General features: G+C 72.8%; 19 protein-coding genes. 10 read left to right on the top strand and 9 right to left on the bottom strand.

Going from position 1 to position 18,302, the window contains the following annotated elements:
- Positions 1 to 26: 26 nt before the first annotated feature.
- Complete coding sequence (locus AAT21_RS14775) at positions 27 to 629, top strand: DUF4328 domain-containing protein (protein ID WP_052757789.1); 603 nt, start codon at positions 27 to 29, stop codon at positions 627 to 629.
- Positions 630 to 875: 246 nt separating this feature from the next.
- On the opposite strand, the gene AAT21_RS14770 is transcribed toward AAT21_RS14775, so the two are convergent.
- On the bottom strand, positions 876 to 2,045 hold the full coding sequence (locus tag AAT21_RS14770) for an NAD(P)/FAD-dependent oxidoreductase (RefSeq protein ID WP_046776989.1): 1,170 nt from the start codon (positions 2,043 to 2,045) through the stop codon (positions 876 to 878).
- A gap of 429 nt (positions 2,046 to 2,474) precedes the next feature.
- On the opposite strand from AAT21_RS14770, the gene AAT21_RS14765 reads away from it, so the two are divergent.
- The 5 genes from AAT21_RS14765 to AAT21_RS14745 all read left to right on the top strand — a co-directional run bounded on the left by AAT21_RS14765 (position 2,475) and on the right by AAT21_RS14745 (position 6,615).
- Positions 2,475 to 3,680, top strand: a complete 1,206-nt coding sequence (locus tag AAT21_RS14765; RefSeq protein ID WP_046776988.1) for an NAD(P)/FAD-dependent oxidoreductase — start codon at positions 2,475 to 2,477, stop codon at positions 3,678 to 3,680.
- A 2-nt stretch (positions 3,681 to 3,682) separates the two neighbouring features.
- A complete protein-coding gene (locus AAT21_RS14760) occupies positions 3,683 to 4,246 on the top strand; it encodes a hypothetical protein (RefSeq protein ID WP_200904384.1) in 564 nt (187 codons plus the stop codon).
- Positions 4,247 to 4,322: 76 nt separating this feature from the next.
- Positions 4,323 to 5,276, top strand: a complete 954-nt coding sequence (locus AAT21_RS14755) for a sigma-70 family RNA polymerase sigma factor (RefSeq protein ID WP_200904383.1) — start codon at positions 4,323 to 4,325, stop codon at positions 5,274 to 5,276.
- 351 nt (positions 5,277 to 5,627) lie between these two features.
- Complete coding sequence (locus tag AAT21_RS14750) at positions 5,628 to 6,074, top strand: hypothetical protein (RefSeq protein WP_046776986.1); 447 nt, start codon at positions 5,628 to 5,630, stop codon at positions 6,072 to 6,074.
- Between the two features lie 85 nt (positions 6,075 to 6,159).
- Entirely contained in the window at positions 6,160 to 6,615 is a 456-nt protein-coding gene (locus AAT21_RS14745; protein ID WP_157879699.1) for a peptidase M23, read from the top strand.
- Between the two features lie 115 nt (positions 6,616 to 6,730).
- Here AAT21_RS14745 and AAT21_RS34470 read toward each other — a convergent pair whose 3' ends face one another.
- Both AAT21_RS34470 and AAT21_RS14735 read right to left on the bottom strand, forming a co-directional pair.
- Positions 6,731 to 7,279, bottom strand: coding sequence for a hypothetical protein (locus AAT21_RS34470; RefSeq protein WP_052757787.1), 549 nt, complete (start codon positions 7,277 to 7,279; stop codon positions 6,731 to 6,733).
- 156 nt (positions 7,280 to 7,435) lie between these two features.
- Positions 7,436 to 8,695: an esterase/lipase family protein gene (locus AAT21_RS14735; protein ID WP_046776985.1), complete on the bottom strand. Its 1,260-nt coding sequence runs from the start codon at positions 8,693 to 8,695 to the stop codon at positions 7,436 to 7,438.
- On the opposite strand from AAT21_RS14735, the gene AAT21_RS38965 reads away from it, so the two are divergent.
- Positions 8,615 to 9,307, top strand: a complete 693-nt coding sequence (locus tag AAT21_RS38965) for an SDR family NAD(P)-dependent oxidoreductase (protein WP_235438795.1) — start codon at positions 8,615 to 8,617, stop codon at positions 9,305 to 9,307. The genes AAT21_RS14735 and AAT21_RS38965 overlap by 81 nt on opposite strands.
- Here AAT21_RS38965 and AAT21_RS14725 read toward each other — a convergent pair.
- From AAT21_RS14725 to AAT21_RS14715, 3 genes are all read right to left on the bottom strand, one after another.
- Positions 9,219 to 9,863, bottom strand: a complete 645-nt coding sequence (locus AAT21_RS14725) for a fasciclin domain-containing protein (protein WP_046776983.1) — start codon at positions 9,861 to 9,863, stop codon at positions 9,219 to 9,221. The two genes, AAT21_RS38965 and AAT21_RS14725, sit on opposite strands and share 89 nt — an antisense overlap.
- Before the next feature lie 97 nt (positions 9,864 to 9,960).
- Positions 9,961 to 11,550: a molybdopterin-dependent oxidoreductase gene (locus AAT21_RS14720; protein WP_046776982.1), complete on the bottom strand. Its 1,590-nt coding sequence runs from the start codon at positions 11,548 to 11,550 to the stop codon at positions 9,961 to 9,963.
- A gap of 169 nt (positions 11,551 to 11,719) precedes the next feature.
- Positions 11,720 to 12,307 (bottom strand): TetR family transcriptional regulator, encoded by a 588-nt coding sequence (locus AAT21_RS14715; RefSeq protein WP_046776981.1) that lies wholly within the window; start codon positions 12,305 to 12,307, stop codon positions 11,720 to 11,722.
- Between the two features lie 115 nt (positions 12,308 to 12,422).
- Between AAT21_RS14715 and AAT21_RS14710 the strand changes: the two genes are divergently transcribed.
- On the top strand, positions 12,423 to 13,280 hold the full coding sequence (locus AAT21_RS14710) for a class I SAM-dependent methyltransferase (protein ID WP_046776980.1): 858 nt from the start codon (positions 12,423 to 12,425) through the stop codon (positions 13,278 to 13,280).
- A gap of 136 nt (positions 13,281 to 13,416) precedes the next feature.
- Here the strand turns inward: AAT21_RS14710 and AAT21_RS39685 are convergent, their stop codons facing one another.
- Entirely contained in the window at positions 13,417 to 13,545 is a 129-nt protein-coding gene (locus AAT21_RS39685; protein WP_268768175.1) for a hypothetical protein, read from the bottom strand.
- A 218-nt stretch (positions 13,546 to 13,763) separates the two neighbouring features.
- Here AAT21_RS39685 and AAT21_RS14705 point away from each other — a divergent pair, with 218 nt between their 5' ends.
- Both AAT21_RS14705 and AAT21_RS14700 read left to right on the top strand, forming a co-directional pair.
- Positions 13,764 to 14,672: a GNAT family N-acetyltransferase gene (locus tag AAT21_RS14705; RefSeq protein ID WP_046776979.1), complete on the top strand. Its 909-nt coding sequence runs from the start codon at positions 13,764 to 13,766 to the stop codon at positions 14,670 to 14,672.
- A 350-nt stretch (positions 14,673 to 15,022) separates the two neighbouring features.
- Positions 15,023 to 15,895, top strand: a complete 873-nt coding sequence (locus tag AAT21_RS14700; RefSeq protein ID WP_046776978.1) for an alpha/beta fold hydrolase — start codon at positions 15,023 to 15,025, stop codon at positions 15,893 to 15,895.
- A 93-nt stretch (positions 15,896 to 15,988) separates the two neighbouring features.
- On the opposite strand, the gene AAT21_RS39855 is transcribed toward AAT21_RS14700, so the two are convergent.
- Together AAT21_RS39855 and AAT21_RS14690 are read right to left on the bottom strand one after the other, a co-directional pair.
- Positions 15,989 to 16,495 (bottom strand): protealysin inhibitor emfourin, encoded by a 507-nt coding sequence (locus AAT21_RS39855; RefSeq protein ID WP_327152737.1) that lies wholly within the window; start codon positions 16,493 to 16,495, stop codon positions 15,989 to 15,991.
- Positions 16,496 to 16,868: 373 nt separating this feature from the next.
- The gene (locus AAT21_RS14690; protein WP_046777439.1) at positions 16,869 to 18,242 is read right to left on the bottom strand and encodes a tetratricopeptide repeat protein; all 1,374 of its coding nucleotides are present in this window, start codon (positions 18,240 to 18,242) and stop codon (positions 16,869 to 16,871) included.
- Positions 18,243 to 18,302 lie beyond the last annotated feature (60 nt).

Genomic DNA, 18,302 nt, shown 5'->3' with positions numbered 1-18,302 from the left:
CGAGTCCCCGTCGTGCTCTGCTCGGGGTGCTGCACGCCACGCTGACGGCGGCCGCGGCAGCCGATGTCGTCTCCTTGTACGCCGGTTTCCGGGCACACTCCGCGGTGGAAGGCGACGGCGGGTTCGCCTTCATCTCCGAGGACCGGTGGGCGGCCCTGACCACGATGTTCGCCCGCGTGGAGCAGCTTCAGCTGATGACCGTGCTCGCGTGCGCGGCCGTCTTCATCATGTGGTTCCACCGCATCCGGCTGCGGGCCGGCATGCTGGCGCCCACCGGGTTCCGGTGGGGTCCGGGCTGGGCGATCGGGGGCTGGTTCGTACCGCTGGCCTGCCTCTGGATGCCGTACCGGATCGCCAACGAGGCCTGGACCGTCGGCCTGCGGGGCGCCAAGGGCCCCTTCTGGCCGCTGAACCTCTGGTGGGCGTCGTTCGCCGGCTCGCTCCTGCTCGGCCGGTACGCGAGCGTGAGCTACCGGAGGGCCGAGGAGCTCGGTCCTTTCCTCGACGCGGTGACCGCGGGCATGGTGGCCGACGCCCTGAGCGTCGTCGCGGCGGGCGCGGCCATGTTCTTCGCGGCACGTCTGACCCTCATGCTGGACAACGACGGGACCCCGGCCGCCCTCCGGTGAGCCGACGGCTTGCGGGGGCGGTGATGCCGCGCCGTCACCCGGATGCCAGGGCACTGTACGACCACCCGGAGGAGGACGGTTGGACCCCGTCCAGCCTCTGGGCCCAGGACCGGTCCTGGGTCCTCTGCACGGACTACGGCCTCTGGGCCGCCAAAGGCGCGGGCTCCGCCCCGCTCGTCGAGGTCCTCCTGGACGAGCGGGAAACCGTGACCGAGGTCGACGGCCAGGAGGCGGTCACGAGGGGGGTCACTGTGCCTGGGCAGGGGAGGCAGGCGCCACGGTCCTCTTGGCCGGGCGCAGCGGCTTGGCCCAGCGGTAGGTGCCGGGACGCCGGCGTTCCGCGCGCAGGGATGCGAGCGTGTAGCGGTTGATCCACTCGTTGATCCGGGCGGCCGGCCGGCCGGTGATCACCAGGCGGTGCGCCGAGTCGTCGGTGCGTACCGGCTGGATGACGCCGTCGTGGCGACCGAGGCTGATGGACTGTGCCAGGTAGCGGAAGCTGAGCGGCTTGGGCTCGCGGCCGTGGGCGAGTGCGTCGATGGCTTCGGCGGCGTGCGCTCCGGTGGGCATCGCCGTCGCGCACGCCATGCGGAGTTCGCCCGTGCCGGGCACGGTGACGCGTGCCGCGTCGCCCACGACGAACACGTCGGGGTGGGAGAGCGAGCGCATGGCTGTGTCGACCAGGGCCCGGCCTCGCTCGTCCACGCGGAGTCCGGCTTCGGCGGCCAGGGAGGGAACGGTGAACGCGGCGGCCCAGACGACCACGTCCCCGGTCAGCTCGCCGTGGTCGGTCGACAGTCCACCGCGGTGGACGGCTTGGACCCGGGTGTGTGCGTGCAGGTGGACGCCCAGACGTTCCAGGGAGTTGCGCACATGGGTCCGGCCGGCTGCTGAAAGCCCGTTCCCGGGCTCGCCGCCGGTGACCAGACGTACCTGCCACGCGCCGGCCGACTCGGCGAGTTCCGCGGCCAGTTCGATGCCGGTCGCTCCGCCGCCGACGACGGTGACGGTGCCGGATCCGCGGGAGAGCCGGTCACTGAGCTCCTTCGCCTGTTCCAGTGTGTAGGCGTGCTCGCCGATGCCGGGGACGCGGGTGGTGTCGGTGCTGCTGCCGAGGGCGTAGACGAGCCGGTCGTAGGTCAGCGTGGTTGCGCTGTCCAGACGGACCGTACGGGCACCCGGATCGATCGATGTGGCCGTGGCCTGGACCGTGTTGATCTCTCTTCCGGCGACGAGGTCGCGCAGGACGACGGGTGTGCCGGTGCGGCCGGCGGCCCTTTCGTGCAGCCGGATCCGCTCGGTGAAGGATTCCTTGGGGTCGATGAGGGTCACCTGGTGGCGGCGGCTGACGCGGAGGGCCGCGGTCACTCCGGCATACCCGGCGCCCACCACCACGACGTGCTGCTTCTGTCCCATGTCGATGTTCCCGTTCCACTCTCACGGGGCTCCGTGTGTGCCCTTTCGGTATGAGGACCGCAGAGCGGGCCCGGATCGTGACAGCGTTCGGCCGCTGTGTCGTGTGAAGTGGATCTCATGCCGGCTTCCGGCGGCGGACGGGCCGGCTCCCGCCCTTGGATACGCGGGACGGACTCCGGTCCGCTCCGGCAGCAGCACATGAGTACCCGTACCCCTGTGCGGCCCGCGCCGGACCGACGGGATGCCACCGCCGTCTCCGGTCGGCCAGGGGCTGGACAGCCTCCCGGCACGCCCGGGTTTCGCCCGTCTGCAGGGGCGCCGACCAGGACCATCACCGGCCGTGACCCACGTCACATTCGGTTCCTGTCAGGAATCGGGGCGCTGTCCCGCTCAAGCCACCGAGAGCAGGCACAACGACAGGAGCGCGAGATGAACCAGCACCGCATCGTCGTCCTCGGCGCCGGGTATGCCGGGGCCTATGTGGCCGGGACCCTGGCCCGGCGGCTGTCCCCGGAGGACGTCGAGATCACCGTGGTCAATGCCGAGCCGGACTTCGTCCAGCGGCTGCGGCTGCACCAGCTCGCGGCCGGGCAGGAGATCGACGCCCCGAAGCTCGCCGATGTCTTCGCAGGCACGGGGGTCCGGCTGCGCCTGGCCCGGGTCACCGCGGTCGACCCCGAGCGGCGGATCGTCGCCGTGGCCGACGCCGCCGGAGGTGGCGAGATCGGCTACGACACGCTCGTCCACGCCCTCGGCAGCCACGGCGACGACCGCGGCGTCCCCGGTGTCGCCGAGCACGCCTTCGACGTCGCCGCCCGGCCCTCGGCGCTGCGCCTGCGCGAGCGCCTGGACGGTCTGGGCGAGGGCGGGCAGGTGGTGGTGGTCGGCGACGGGCTGACCGGGATCGAGACCGCCACCGAGATCGCCGAGTGCCGGCCCGGGCCGTCGGTGGCGCTGGTCGCCCGCGGGGAGTTGGGCGCCCGGCTCTCCGCAGCAGCCCGCGACCATCTGCGCCGGGCGTGCGAGCGGCTGGGGATCTCCGTCTGGGAACACACCGAGGTCGAAGCCGTCGAAGCAGGGCGGGTGCTGTGCGCCGACGGCACCGTCCTGGCGTCCGACGCGACCGTGTGGACGGCCGGGTTCACGGTCGGCCCCCTCGCCGCCGCCGCCGGTCTCGAGGTCACCGACAGCGGGCGGATCGTCGTCGACCGCACCATGAGGTCGCTCTCGCACCCGAATGTCTACGCCGTCGGTGACAGTGCCTACGCCGTCACCGACAACGGCCTGCCGTTGCCGATGTCCTGCGCCTCGGCCGGCTACACCGGCATGCAGGCCACTGCCGCGATCGTGGGACACCTGACCGGCCGCGAGATCCCGAACACGAAGCTGGAGTACGTGGGCAACCACATCAGCCTCGGCCGGCGGGACGCGATCTTGCAGATGGTGGATGAGGAAGGGCGGGCGAAGCCGAAGTACATGGGCGGCCGGAAGGCCTCCCGGATCAAGGCGGGCATCCTGAGGATGTCGCTGTGGACCACCTCGCACCCGACCTTCGGCCTGCCCCGGCGCAAGCACCGTCTCACCCCCGAACCGTCCGCGTCGTCCGCCTCGTCCGCCGGAACGGCGGTGGCGTAGCCGTGCAGGTCGCATCCGCTCAGGCCGCGCCCGCGGCGTCCGCCGCGAGCACCGCCGTCGCCCAGACCAGGCTCGTCCGCGGGAGCACCCGCCGCGTCACGGGGGCGTGCGCCTTCGCCGTCACCGGCGGACTCTCCGTGACGGCGATCCTGCAGTTCTGGCTCGGCGCACTGGGCGGCTCCTACTGGGCCAACAGCGGCGTCGTCGCCCTGACGATCGCGGCCACCTCCCTGAGCATCATCGGGCTCGTGTCCATGCTCGGGTACGCCGGCTTCGGCCTCGGCGCCGCCACCATGATGCTCGTCGGCAACCCCTTGTCAGGCACCGCGACCGCACCCGAGATGCTGCCCGGCCTCTCCGGCGCCCTCGGCCAACTCCTGCCGCCCGGAGCCGGCGGCCAACTGCTGCGCTCCACCGCCTTCTTCGACGGCCAGGGTGCCGACCGCCCCGTCGTCGTCCTGGCGGCCTGGCTCACGCCCGGGATGGTGCTGTGCCTGGCAGGCGGACTGCGTGCGCGCCGCGCTGCCGCCGCCGTCGGGGACCCGGCCGCCCGTACGACGGCCTGACCCCTTCACCCCTCCGTCTCCTTCACCTCCTCCATCTCCTTCATCCCCTCCAGCAAGATCCTCTAGGGTGGTTCGCGTGGACAGCACCGCCACTGATCTCTTCGACACCGGCAGGTTCGAGGCCGGCCGGAGCCGGCTGGCCTCCCTGGCGTACCGGCTCCTCGGCTCCGCCGGCGACGCCGAGGACGCCGTGCAGGACGCGTTCCTGCACTGGCAGGCCGCCGACCGGCAGCGGATCAGGGTGCCGGAGGCGTGGCTGACCAAGGTCGTCACCAACCTGTGCCTCGACCGGCTCCGCTCGGCGCAGGCCCGCCGCGAACGCGCCGTCGGCGCCTGGCTGCCCGAACCGCTGCTCGACGGCGACCCGATGCTCGGCCCCGCCGACACCTTCGAGCAGCGCGAATCCGTCTCCCTGGCCGTACTGACCCTCATGGAACGCCTGTCGCCCCTGGAGCGGGCCGTCTACGTCCTGCGCGAGGCGTTCTCCTACGGTCACGCCGAGATCGCTGAGATCCTCGACATCAGCGAGTCGGCGAGCCAGCAGCACCTCCACCGGGCCCGGCACCGTGTGACCGCCGCCCGCCGGCGCGGCAGTGAGGTCGACCCGGCGGCCGCCCGCAGGATCGTCGAAGAGTTTCTCAGCGCCGCCTCCTCGGGCCGTACCGAACGGCTGGTGGCGCTGCTCACCGATGACGTGATCGCGATCTCCGACGGCGCCGGCCTGGCGGAGAAGCTGCTGCGGTACGACACCCCGCAGCGCGTCGCCGCCGTCGCACGGGGCGGCTTCAAACCCAGCCCCGCCAAGCGGCGCCTGGCCGGCGGCACGCCCGCGATGCACTACGCGGTCGTCAACGGCACGCCCGCCATCCTCACCGTGGTCGGCGATCGGGTCGTCGGCTCCGTGACCTTCGACCTTGCGGGCGGAAAGATCGCCACCGTCCGCGGCATCGCCGCCCCCGCCCGTCTCTCCCGCCTCACCGAAGCCTGGCGACAGCACGGTCCGGACACACCCCTCATCGCCCAGTGGTGACCCGGCGCGGGTCGGGTGAGCCCGCAGGCGGCGGGCAGCAGCCATTCCGCTGACCTGCAGGGCGCTCCCGGGCAGGCCCACCACCGGTCCGCCGACGATGCCGGTGATCAGGCCGAGTCCGGCGGGCACACCCGAGGCCACGGCCACCCCGCACAGAGCGGCAGGGCCACGAGGTCCGGCCGCGGCGCGCTGCACGGACGCCGCGGATCGTGCGAACGGACCGGACCAGGTGGCGGTGGCCGGGACCACGGCTGCGGTGGGGCGCTCATACGGGACGGGACCGGTTCCCGTCAGGAGGTCGGAAGCGCGCGGCACCCGCCGCGCGGCGCACCTCGGGAAAAGGAACGCACGATGACGCACTCGTCACCGACAACACGCCGGCACGGACGGTTCGGCACCGCCGGCCTGCGGTCACTCGCGGGGCTGCTGCTGGCCGTCGCGTCGATCCTGATGGCGGGTGCGCAGCCGGCGGCCGCGCACCCGCCTAGCGGATCCGTGCACGTGTGGGCCTCCGACGTCCGGGTGCGCACCTGCCAGAGCACCTCCTGCTCCCTGGCGACCACGGAGCGGCTGACCAACGTCCGGGTCCAGGCGTACTGCCAGATGGACGGAGGCCCGGCCGGGCGCGTGACGGACGGCCCGTACACCAACACGTACTGGGTCCAGATCATCACTCCGGGCCGGACGCTGGGCTGGATCTCCGCGGTGTACGCCAGCGGTGGTTCGAACAACTCCCCGGTCCCCGGCGCACCGGTCTACGGCCCCGGTGACTCCACCGTGCACTGCGAGTTCGTCTGAGGGCTGTCCCGCAATCCCGGGCGGCGCCTGTCACCGCTGTTCGGCCGATCACCGACGACGACATCTGACGACACCCGAGGAATCCGTGAACACTCGACGTCTTCTCAAGGCAACGACCGCTGCGGCCGCCGCCGTGGCGGCCCTGACTCTGGGGTCGCCGGCGGCCGTCGCATCGCCCGCGGCCGCCCAGGCCGGTCCCCCGGCGGCCACCGCCTCGCCCGCCTCGCTCTCCTCGTCCGCGGCCGCGACCGCGACGTCGGTCTACATATGGGCGACCCATGTGAACGTCCGCTACGACGGGGCCGACGCCGACTGCGTCCACTACCCCTCCCGCGGCTCATGCGTGAAGATCGTCGCCACGGTGTCGCGGACGAGGGCCGAGGGCATCTGCCAGCACCCCGGCGAGGAGATCGTCGACGGCGGGTACCGCAACCGCTGGTGGACGCTGCTCAAGCTGCCCGACGGCACGATCGGCTGGGTGAACAACATCTACATCCAGGGCGGCGAGAAGATCGCGGGAGTGCGCGACTGCGGCTGGTAGGCAGCATGCCGTGTGCGCGCCCGGTGCCGGGGCCGCTCGTGGGGGCGTCCCCGGCGTCGGCGCCGTGTCCCGGGTCGTGGCCCTGCTCGCGGTGCCGCCGACCGGCCGGTCCTGCTCAGTGGACGGTGGCGCCCAGGTAGTCGAGGGCCGCGCGGGCGAATCCCGGTGCGGTGCGCGGGCATTGCCAGCGGTCGAGGACCTCGGGCCCGGAGAGGTGCGCGGGTTCGGCCCCGTCGTCGTCGAGTCCGTCGAGGCAGTCCGCGGGAAGCAGGCCGTTCGGAGTGTGGTCCGCCGGGGAGTTCAGCGCCTCCAGGGCCGCGGGAAGGTGCTCGAGCATCTCGTCCACGTCGACGTCGTACGGATGCCACCCGTGCGTGCACGCCCCGCCGCCGTCGCCGCGGGCGATCCGGCGCAGTGCGGCGGTGGCCTCGTCCTCGACTCCCGGACCGGGGTCGCCGAAGGCCACGTAGGGCGCGAGTGCCAGCAGGCCCAGTGTCCAGAACAGCACGGGACCGTCCTTCGGGCCCGCCGCCGTGGTGTCGAGCCGGCGGGCGCAGTCGCGTACCGTCGCATCCTTGTCCCCGGCGTGGTAGCCGTGCCGGATCTCTTCCCAACTGCCGGACAGATCGGCCCAGTTGTCGGGCATGGGGATGACGGTCGACATGCCTTCGGGCTCCGTTCGCGGGTTCCTGGCTCCGCGGTCATTGGATCACACGGGCGTACTGTCGGGCGCAGCCCGGCCGGCACGCTGCGGGTCCTCGCCGGCGGGGCCCGGGGCAGGTGGCCGCCATGGGTCCGGCCTGCCTGCCCCGGGACCGGGTCAGCTGCCGGCGACGATCTCGTTCACGATCCACGCGCCGAGTTCTTCGGTCATGGTGGTGTGCGCTTCGTTGCGGCCGGCGCAGAGGAAGGCGTCGAGTTCGCTGCTGGCCGGTGTGATCGGCGTGTAGAGCGCCTTCGGGTCGTCGATTTCACCGGCGGCGACGGCGCTGATGCTGGGAATGAAGCAGGACGTGGGGATGCCGCCCTCGTCCACGGTGTTGCCGAGAGCCTGCATGAGGAGGCCCGCCAGGCCGAAGCTGCCGGGGTCGCCGGTCGGCAGCGGCAGGGTGAACAGGCCGCCGGGAGCGCCGTCGATCTCGGGCAGCCCGCTGGTGCGGACCTCGGTCGGCTGGCCGCCGGTCTTCTGGAGCCGGGCGACGATCGGGTCCCCCTTGGCCTGGGTCGCGAGCCAGGTGTCCTTCAGGGTCTGGCCGTCGCCCCTGACCGCGGTCACGCCGGCCTTGATGCCGTTGCCGGTGCCGGTGTCCACGCCGTTGGCGACACCGATCTTGCGGACGCTGCGCGGCCATCCGCCGAGTTCCTCGAGTTCCCGGAGGAACGCCACCCGTTCCGGCGCCGGCGCCGGGGTGTCGTCGGCCTTCGCGATGTGCCAGCGTGCCATCTGCTTCGCGGCGGGGCTGTTGAGCAGGCCGGAGAACCGGCGGATGAAGTCGCCGACGACGGGTGCGTCGCCGAAGTTGTCGGTGGCGAAGTGGATGAACGCCTGGAGGGAGACGGGAAGCCAGCCGCCGTGGTGGGGGGAGTCGTAGGAGAGGTGGAGGGCGGTCTCGTGGTCGGGAAGGGCGGGGTCGTGTTCCATCTTGGCCAGTGCGTAGCGGGTGACCATGCCGCCCATGCTGAAGCCGCCCACGACCAGCTTCGAGTGGCCCACCCGCTCGGCGAGGGTACGGCGGATGCAGTCGATGACGGTGTCGGCGTTGGCCTTGATCGACGCGGTCCGGTCGTTGTAGCCGAGGATGATCACGTCCCGGCCGGCCGCGTGGAGTTCGGAGACGAAGCGGTAGTCGCCGTTCTCCTCCAGGCCGTTCCAGAGCCGGTCGAGTTCGCTCGACCCGCTGGAGAAGCCGTCGGAGAGGATGACGGGCCTGATGAGCTGTCGGCGGTTCAGCGGGCTGTAGTAGACCCACGCCGTTCCGCCGTCGAGGGACCACTCTTCATGCGGCTCCGGTGCGGAGGGAACCTCGGAGCGGGGCTTGGGGGAGATCGGGCCCCAGATGTCGACGACAGGGGTAGGCATGATCGGTTGGCTCCTTGGGCAGTTCACGGGCCCGCCGGACGGCTGGCCTCGAAACGGCACGCTAGGGAGCAAAAACGGTTACTCAGAGTAGCCGATGGGGCGGTTTCATGCGAAGGTGGCCTACCTTCCCGCCGAACGGTCTACACGCTCCGCGACCACGGTGTCGGATACGGGTCGTACGGCGCGCTGGAGGACGTCTCGCAGGACGAGGCCCGCCGCCGGTTCGAGGTCAACGCCTTCGGCGCCGTCCGCCTGACCCCGATCGCCCTGCCGCACATGCGAGCCCGGCGCAGCGGGACGGTCGTCAACATCACCTCGATGGGCGGGAAGATCCACACCCCGCTCGGCGGCTGGTATCACGGCACCAGGTTCGCCCTCGAAGCCCTCAGCGACTGCCTGCGCACCTACCGTGGAATGGCCCGCACACCCGGTGGCCGGAAGGGCGGCTCGGTCGGGCCGGTGGCCCGGCGCCCCCCGAGGTCGGGGGTACCGGGCCACCGGTGTGGCGCTCGTGCCTGCGGGGCTACTTGGGCATCAGGACGGTGTCGACGATGTAGACGTTGGCGTTGGCGGTCTTCACGTTGCCGCAGACCACCTTCGAGGCGTCGTTGACCTTGTAGGACTCGCCGGACCCGGAGGTGGTGACCCTGCCCTTCTGCAGGGTTTCGAAGCTGCCGTTCTCCAGCTGCTGGGGGGTGAGCTTCTGGCCGACGACGTGGTAGGTGAGGATCTTGGTGAGGGTGGCCTTGTCGGCGAGGACCTTGTCGAGGTCGGCCTTCGGGATCTTCGCGAAGGCGTCGTCGGTCGGTGCGAAGACCGTGATGTTCTCGGCGTTGTTGAGGGTGTCGACGAGGCCGGCCTGCTTGACCGCGGCGACCAGGGTGGACAGGGCGGGGTTGTTGGAGGCCGCGGTGGCGACCGGGTCCTTGGCCATGCCGTCGAACGAGCCCGCACCCTCCTTCGGCACGCCGGCGCAGGCCGCGCCGAAGGGCTCGTCGCCGGTCATCGGGGCGTCCACAGGGTTGCTCGCGCCGGTCTTGGCCTCGTCGCCCGCGGCGGGTGCGGCCTTGGTGTCGCTGCCGGAGTCGGAGCAGGCGGCGAGTGTGAAGGGCAGCAGGGCGGCTGCGGCGACGGCGAGTGCGGTACGGCGGATCTTCAGGCTGTTCATGATCAGTTGCTCCCCTTTGAGCTTCTGTTCGGGCTTCTGTCTGTCTTCTGCGGGTGGTGCTGCCGGGCCGGCCCTGGGGCGGGCCGGGTCCGGGGGTTCAGGGGACGGTGACGAACACGCTGTGCCGGCCGCTCGCCCCGTCGGGGACGGTCCGCGTCCGTTGTTCGGTCTGGACCTGACCGGTGCCGTCGGTGGCGCGGACGGTGATGGTGTGTCCGCCGGGGGTGGCCTGCCACGGGTACGACCACTGCCGCCAGGTGTCGACGCCTGCCTGGACAGCGAGGTCGGCGTCCTGCCAGGGGCCGTCGTCGATGCGGACCTCGACGCGGGTGATGCCGCGGCGCTGCGCCCAGGCGACGCCCGCGATGGTGACGGGGCCGGCGGCGGGACGTGCGAAGGGCTTGGGGGTGTCGATGCGGGACTGGGTCTTCACCGGCGCGCGGCGGGCCCACTTGCGTTTCACCCAGTACGGGTCGTAGGCATCGAAGGTGGTCAGTTCGATGTCGGTGATCCACTTGCAGGCCGACACGTAGCCGTACAGGCCCGGGACGAGCATCCGTACCGGGAAACCGTGGTCGAACGGCAGGGGTTCGCCGTTCATGCCGATGGCGAGCATGGCGTCCCGGCCGTCCATGACGTCCTCGACCGGCGAGCCGAGCGTCATGCCGTCCACGGACCGGGCCACCAGCTGGTCGGCCGCACCGCCCTGGGAGGGGGGCCGGACGCCGGCTTCGCGCAGGAGGTCGGCGAGGGGGACGCCGAGCCAGCGGGCGGTGCCGAGGTAGGGGCCGCCGACCTCGTTGGAGACGCAGGTCAGGGTGATGTCCCGTTCGATCAGCGGGCGGGCCAGGAGCTCGCCGAGGGTGTGGGTACGGGGCCTGGCGACCTCCTTGCCGTGGATGCGCAGGCGCCAGGCTCCGGCGTCGACCATGGGGACGGTCAGGGCGGTGTCGACGCGGTAGAAGTCCCGTACGGGCGTGGTGAACGGGCTGATGCCGGCGGCCTTCAGCCGGGTGCCGTCCCCCAGCGCGGGAGCGGGAGAGGCGGGGGCGGGCAGGCGGAGGGCGTCGCGCGAGGCGACAGCCCCCTGCCCCCGCTCCCCCGACAGCACCCGGCCCAGCGCTCCGGCGGTGGCCGCCGCGGCCGCGGTGGCGGCGGCTGCGTTGAAAAACCCCCGGCGGCTCCAGCCGGCCCCGCCGCTCTCGGTCCTGTGCGGCGGTCCGGTGGGGCCGGCTCTGCCCGCCAGGACGGAGAGCACCGCGGCGCCTGCGAGCGCGGCCGCCGCGGAGGGCAGGACGTCGGCCGCGCCGGCGCTGTCGGGCCGGCTCAGGGCGGCGGCCCCGCCGATGATCCCGAACACCAGCACCCCGGCCGCGGCCGTGCGGCGGTGGCGGAGGGCGAGGATGCCGAGGGCGATCGCGAACAGGAACAGCAGGACGAGGATGCCGAGTTGGAGGACGAGCTTGTCGTGCTCCGCGAACGTGCGGATCGCGAAGTCCTTCACCGGCGCCGGGGTCCGGTCGATGACCGCACCGCCGACCACCGGCACCGGTCCGGCCGCGGGCCGCACCAGGGCGGCCGTCAGCTCGGCCGCCGCCAGCGCGGCGCACCCGGCCAGCAGGCCGGACAGGGCCCCGAGGCCGGCCCGGGTGGCGGTGGTGGTGCGGAAGCTGCTCACACCCGGTATTCGTCGGCACCCGTCGGGCGGATTGGCCCCTCACCCGAACGGATGAGTCCCCGTGCAGGAGGGGGGCCGGGCGTCGCGCACCGCAACCGCGCGGACTGCTGCCCGAGGTGCGAGCCCGTCCGTCCCGGGGCGGTACGGACGGGCGGGGGCGGGACGGACGGGCGGGGGCTCAGTGGCCGAGGAGTACGGCCAGCAGCCGCTGCGTGGTCGCCCCGGTGTCGGTGGTCCGGTCGGGGCTGCGGGTCATCAGCAGGTGGTGGGTGGTGCCGACGAGCGCGAGCGCGATGGCCGCGGTGTCGCTGCCGGCGGGGATCCGGCCGGCGTGCTGTTCCGCCTGGAGGTAGGTGGTGACGGCGTGCTGGATCGCGTCGAACGCGGGCGCGCCGGACCGGAAGCCCTCGCGGGTGTGCGACGCGGCTGCGGGGCGGGTCATCGCCAGGCCCACCACCGCGGGGGGCAGGGAGTCCAGCAGGGCCCCGACGACCTCCTGGAGGTTCTCCGCGACCGTGGCCTGCCCCACCTTGGCCCCGAGGGCCTCGGCCTGGCGGGCGCTGCGCGCGAAGCGGTCCAGGACCAGTTCGGCGACGAACTCGTCCAGGCCGGAGAAGTGGGTGTGCAGGACGCCCTTGGCGCAGTCGGCCTCCGCGGTGACCGCGCGGCTGGTCAGGGCTGCGGCGCCGTCGCGGGCCACCACCCGTTCCGCGGCCGCGAACAGCCGCTCGCGCAAGTCCGGAATCGCCACTCCACGAGGTGACACAACAGTCCCTTCCCGTCGGCCGATTGCAAGTATGGGCGCTCGCCCATACTGTTTGGGCACTTGCCCATTCTAGGGCCGGGGCGCCCTGCCGCGCCCCGGTGGGAGGGAGTTCGCCATGGGGCACTTCGCCAACACCGCGCAGGCCGAGGCGTGGAACGGATACGAGGGCGCGCAGTGGGCCCGCAGCCAGGAGCGCTGGGACGCCGTCAACGACGGCTTCAACCAGCCCCTGCTGGACGCCGCGGCCGTCTCCGTGACCGATGCCGTGCTGGACGTCGGCTGCGGAGCCGGCCGCACCACCCGTCTCGCCGCCCGGCGTGCCGCACGCGGCCGGGCGCTCGGCCTGGACCTGTCGGGGCCGATGCTGGGCAGGGCCCGGGAGAGCGCCGCACGCGAAGGGGTCGCGAACGTGTCCTTCGTACAGGGCGACGCCCAGGTTCACCCCCTGGACGCCGGGGCGTTCGACGCGGTCATCAGCCGGTACGGCATGACCTTCTTCACCGACCCGGTCGCCGCGTTCGCCAACCTCCACCGCGCGCTGCGCCCCGGCGGCCGGCTGGCTTTCATCTGCGCGGCCGAGGCCGAGGCCAACGAGTGGCTCGCCGCGCTGGCCTCGCTCGGGGGCATCCTGCCGCTCGGGGGCTTCGGGAAGGCCGGCGGCCCCGGCATGTTCTCCCTGACGGATCCCGGCCGCATCCGCGACCTGCTCTCCGCGGGCGGGTTCGACGGAGTGGACGTGCGGCGCGTCGAGGCGGCGGGGAAGTGGGGCGCCGATGCGGCGGACGCCGCGGCGTTCCTGCTGGACTCCGGTCCCGGGCGTCACCTGCTCGACCAGGTGACCCCGCCCGCGCAGGACACGGCGCGCCGGGCACTGACGTCCGCGCTGGTACGTCACGAGGCGGACGGCGGGGTGTGGCTGCGGAGCAGCTCCTGGCTGGTCACCGCCGTACGCGGCGGGGCCGCACGCAGCTGACCCCGGCCGCGACCCGGCCCGGGGCGGGGCGGGGCGGGGTAGGGCGGGTCCGGTTCCGCCGTGTGCCGGTCGGGATGCGCGGGCGCCCCCGCGGGGCCACCGGGCGGGGGCACCCGCGGGGCGGGCGGCTCAGTAATCAGGCGATGGTGATGATCGTGTTCCAGCCGCTGCCGTCGACCTGTGTGCTCGGGCCGTCGACCGGGTGGGTGCCCGACAGCTGCCCCCGGTAGAACCTCAGGGTGCCGTCGCCGGTGGTGGTCCACATGTCGGCTGTGCCGTCGAGGTCGGCGTCGGTACAGATCCTCGAACCCGTGGACGTGCTCTCGGAAGATCACGTACGGTGTGGCTCCACGCCCTGAGATGAACGGAAGGAGGCGAGTGCCGTGCAGTTCACACCTTTCCAGCGCTCCCTCTTCCACCATCCCGGCGCGGTTCGTCCATTCTGACCGGGAGCGCACCAAGCAGCTTTTCCCGGAGGAATCCATGACCGGTTCGGTCATTCGTACGCTCTCAGCGAGCGACGCTCATCTCTTCGACGCACTCCCCGACCCCCTGGGCGCCCGTGAAGGCCATCGGCTCACCCGGTTCCGTCCCGACTGGAAGCGCGTGGCCCTCCGTGACGGCGAGGTCGTCGCACGCGGCGCGTGGTGGGGCGGCCCCGATGACTCGGAGCCCGTCAACATCAACTGGTTCGACGTGGCCGAGGGCGAGGAGGAAGCCGGAGCCGACCTCCTGCGCTCCGCTCCCCGGCAGGTCGAACTCGAGATCAACCTGCCCGGCGGCTGGCGGGAAAGGGCCGACCTGCGCGTCGCCGCCGAGACTCGCTTCGCCGCCGCACGAGCCGCGGGGTACGAACGCCTCGTGGAACGCTTCCTGTACCGCTGGACCCCGGAACACGGTCTGCCCGAGAGGCCGGGGCGCCTGCGCTTCAGCGCCGAGCCCGACGACACCGTGTTCTTCGACGCGTTGCGCCGCATCCACTCCGCCACCCTGGACGCCCACGCGCTCAGGGCCATCGAGGAGGGCGGCCTCGACCGGGCCGCCCAGGAGGAACTCGACTTCTTCCACTGGTGCCCTTCTCCACGGGAGTGGTGGCGGACCGCGTACACGCCGGAGGGCGATCTGGCCGGCATCCACATCCCGGCCCACAACCCCTCCGGCCCGACCGTCGGGTTCATCGGAGTCCTCCCGGAACGGCGCGGTCGCGGTTACGCCTTCGACCTCCTCGCGGAGTGCACCCACTTTCTCGTCGAGCAGGGCGCGGAGTCCGTCACCGGGGCGACGGACCAGGCCAACACTCCGATGGCCGCGAACTTCGCGAAGGCCGGCTTTCCCGTCGTCAGAGAACGCATCAACTTCCACCCGGCGGGCCCGGCGGGCCCGGCGGCCTAGCGAGGAGTAGCACGCGGTGGTGAGCGGTCCGGTCCGAGGGGTAAGGCCGGACCGCTCACCGAACCCGGGGCGCTGTTTGTCGGCGACGCCGGCGGGCACGGGCTGGCTCCACCTCCGTCACACGGGCAGGACGGCGCACAGGGTGTACCGGCGTGCGCCGCGGTGGCGGGAAATATACGGGGGCGCCCGGACGGTGCTGCGGGTTAGGGTCGCGCCATGTCGTCCGTCATCCACAACTGGCAGGCCGCGCGCATCCGGTCCACGCACTGACCCGGTGCCGCCGGCCTTCGTCGGTGCCCGGTCCGCAGTCCACCGACCGGTTTCACCTCTGGATGACGAGGATCCTCATCATGCGCGCTTCTTCGCGCCGCCCCCTGCCCGTGTTCGTACTCGTCCACGGCGGTTCCAGCAACGCCCGGGCCTGGGGGCCGTTGCAGAACGAACTGGCCCTCCTCGGGCACCTGTCGTACGCCGTCGACCTCCCCGGCCACGGCCACCTCGCCGACGGCCCCGCCGCCTACCACCGCCAGCCCCTCGACCTCGCGTCCCTGGCCGCCGAACCCTCCCCGATGCGCGGCGTCACGTTGCAGGACAACGTGCGGCACGTCGTGGACGTCCTGCGTCGGCTCGCCGGACACGGGCCGCTGGTCCTGGTCGGCAACAGCTTCGGCGGCCTGACGGTCAGTGCCGTCGCCAACGCCGTCCCGGAGCTCCTGCACCGGGTGGTGCACCTGTCCGCCCTCTGCCTCAGCGACCCGGCCATGCTGACCGAACCGTGGGATGTGGTGGACGACAACCTGCTGGACGCGCCGACGGCGCGGATCGCCGTGCCGGACGTAGGCGACCCGGGGGTGATGCGGCTGAACTGGCGCCGGGCGCACTCCGATCCGGCGCTGTTCGCGGAGCTGAAGAGCGCGATGATGGCGGATGCGACGGACCATCAGTTCCGCGTCCTCCTCGACTCGCTGGACCCGGACGAGAGTTACGCGCTGCTGGAGGCGGACGCGGTGGTCCGGCCCGAGGGCTGGGGACGCGTCCCCCACACCTTCGTCCGCCTCTCGCAGGACCGCAGCATCCCCCCGGCCGTCCAGGACCACATGATCCGCAAGGCCGACGCCCTGACCCCGCACCACCCCTTCGACGTCCACACGCTCCCCGCCTCGCACGTCGGCTACTTCAGCCGGCCGCGGATCTTCGCCGAACTCCTGACCCGGCTGGACTGACGACCGGCGGCGCTCGCCCCTTGGAGGGAGCTGCCCAGGCGAGCCGGTGAGGGGTACCGGTGAGGGGCTGCTCGGTGCCGGTGAGGGGCTGCTCTACCGTTGCCGCGCGAAGTGGCCTCGGAGCCAGGCGAGCAGGGCCGCGAACGCGGGGGACTTGGCGGTGTCCGACTGCCGGAGAACCGTCGGGTGGCCACCGGCCTCCTCCACCGTGATCACGTAGCTCATCGCGTCCCTGCCGCGCCCGTTCTGCTCCTCCTCGGGCATCGCCACGGCCGCCGCCGTCGAACGGGCCGCGCGCAGCCTGCCGCGGTCCTGAACAGAACAGACCGGGGTGGCTGCGCGGCACAGCAGACGTCGGCGGGTCCCCGCTGATGCGGCGGCAGTGGTAGCGGCTGTGGAAGAGGAGTCCGGCGCCGGCCTGCCCCGGTTCCCCCTGCAGGGCCACGCTGATACCGCCAGTCTCCTGCCGCTTGCAGGGGCTGGCAAACGCAGTGCGAGCGCGCCGGAACGCCGACGAGAAGGGGGAGACGGCGGCCTCGGACGGTGCGTGCATACGGGAAGCCCGGCGCCGGGCTCACGCAGTCCGGCGGCCCCGGACATCCCGGGCGCGGGCGCGGCGACGGCGGCGGCGGCGGCGAGGCATGGTGAAAACAGGCGGTCCGTGAGTGCTGGTCAGCCGTCCTGGCCGTGGTTCCGCACAGCTGTCCGCACCCCCGACCGGGCGAGGACATGGCCCGGCTGCTGCGCCGGTTCCAGGGCACGCTCGACGTGGACGCCTGGACAGTGTTCCGGCACCGCCTCCGCCGGTCGGACACCCGCCGCAGCTGACGGAGGGACTGCTGTGCGGCGACGGTCCGGTTCGGACTCCGGTCAACGCCCCGGGAAGACGCCCGTCTCCCCCGTGGCTGCCGGAGGCCGGTCCCCGGATGTCGGGGAGGGTTTGGACTCGTTGGTGGCCGGTCCCCGGGGTCCTTCAGAACGGAGGTTCCAACGCGTACCCGTTCCCGTCCCGGGGAACAGGGGCGGGCTGCGGCCGGGCGGCACGCTGCTCGGCCACCGTGGGGTGGACGGCAATCGCCTCGGCCGGCCGGCCCTGCCGGATCAGGACCTCGCACAGCGCCTCGCGTGCCTTGACCGTGCCCAGGGCCCGCAGTTCGGCAGCGGCGTCGTCCGGGCGGCCGGCCGTGTCAAGCAGTCCGGCCTTGACGATGCGCGGGTCGGTCCACGGGTCCGGGTGAGCTTCGGCCAGTGCGATCGCCTCGTCGACGCGGCCGAGGCCGGCGAGGGCCGTGGCCCACCACTGGTGCCGGAACTCCGCGTGACCGTGGTGGGGCACGACGCTGGGATGCTCCATCAGGTGGAGCACGTCCTCGGGGCGGTCGAGGAGCATGACGAGGGGTGCCAGGAGATTGGAGCAGTCGTACCAGCCGAATCCGGGTTCGGCCACGGCGATCGCGTCGTCCAGCCGACCGTCGCACAGCAGGGTCGCGGAGAGCCGGGCGCGGTGGCCGACCCAGTCGTCGGCCGCGATGGCCTCACGCATCACGGCCTCGGCCTCATCGGCCCGCCCGTGGTCGCGCAGGGCTCGGGCGTAGGTGTCCAGGACCGTGCGGGCGTCCCCTCCGGCGGCCAGCTCGCGCAGTGTGTCGAGCCGGCCGTGGCGTGCCAGCAGTTCGGCGTAGGCGGTGAGGGTGTTCTGGGCGAGGAAGCGACGCCCGGCTATGTCGCGGCCGAGGATCCCGATCGCCTCGTCGGCCCGGCCCGCGCGCTCCAGTACCCGGGCCTGCAGCTCCTGCGCTTCCCCGAACCGGTGGTCCCACCGGCCTTGGCTGCGGGCCTCCCGCGCGCTTTGCGCGTGCGGGGCGATGAGCTCCAGCATCCGCTCGTCGCGGTCCCGGCCCTCGGTGATCTCCACCAGGGCCGACAGGATCCACGACTCGTCCATGTGCGGGACGAGCAGGTCGACGGCCTCGTCGATACGTCCCGCCCGGGTGAGCAGTTCGGCGAACGCGCGGCATTCGGCCGCCGACGCGCGGCCCGCCTCGTCCGGACGGACCAGATCCAGGGCCTCCTGCGACCGGCCCGCCCGGAGCAGGATGTCGGCCCGCGCCCACAGGGCGTCGCGCCACCCGGTCGCGACGAAGGGCTCCATCACCCGCAGGGCCCGGCCGAACTCCCCCGCCCGGCACAGCGCCTGCGCGGCGCCCTGCGCGCAGAACCACTCGCCGCGTTCCGCCGCAGCCCGGATCACCAGGTCCAGCCCGCCGCGCTCCAGCAGAAGGTCCACCCTGCCCGGCGGAAGACCGCCGAAGTGGCGCGCCTGCCACTCAAGATCATCCACGTTCACGGAGGCGAGCGTAAGGGCGCCCACTGACAACCTGCGGGCGGGCGTGTCTTGCGCGGCCTC

Origin of the sequence: Streptomyces yangpuensis (genome assembly GCF_001005295.1) — a bacterium.
GTDB classification, from domain to species: Bacteria; Actinomycetota; Actinomycetes; order Streptomycetales; family Streptomycetaceae; genus Streptomyces; species Streptomyces yangpuensis.
Note: the sequence above shows the minus strand (reverse complement) of the source record. Positions and strands in the feature narration are given on the sequence as shown.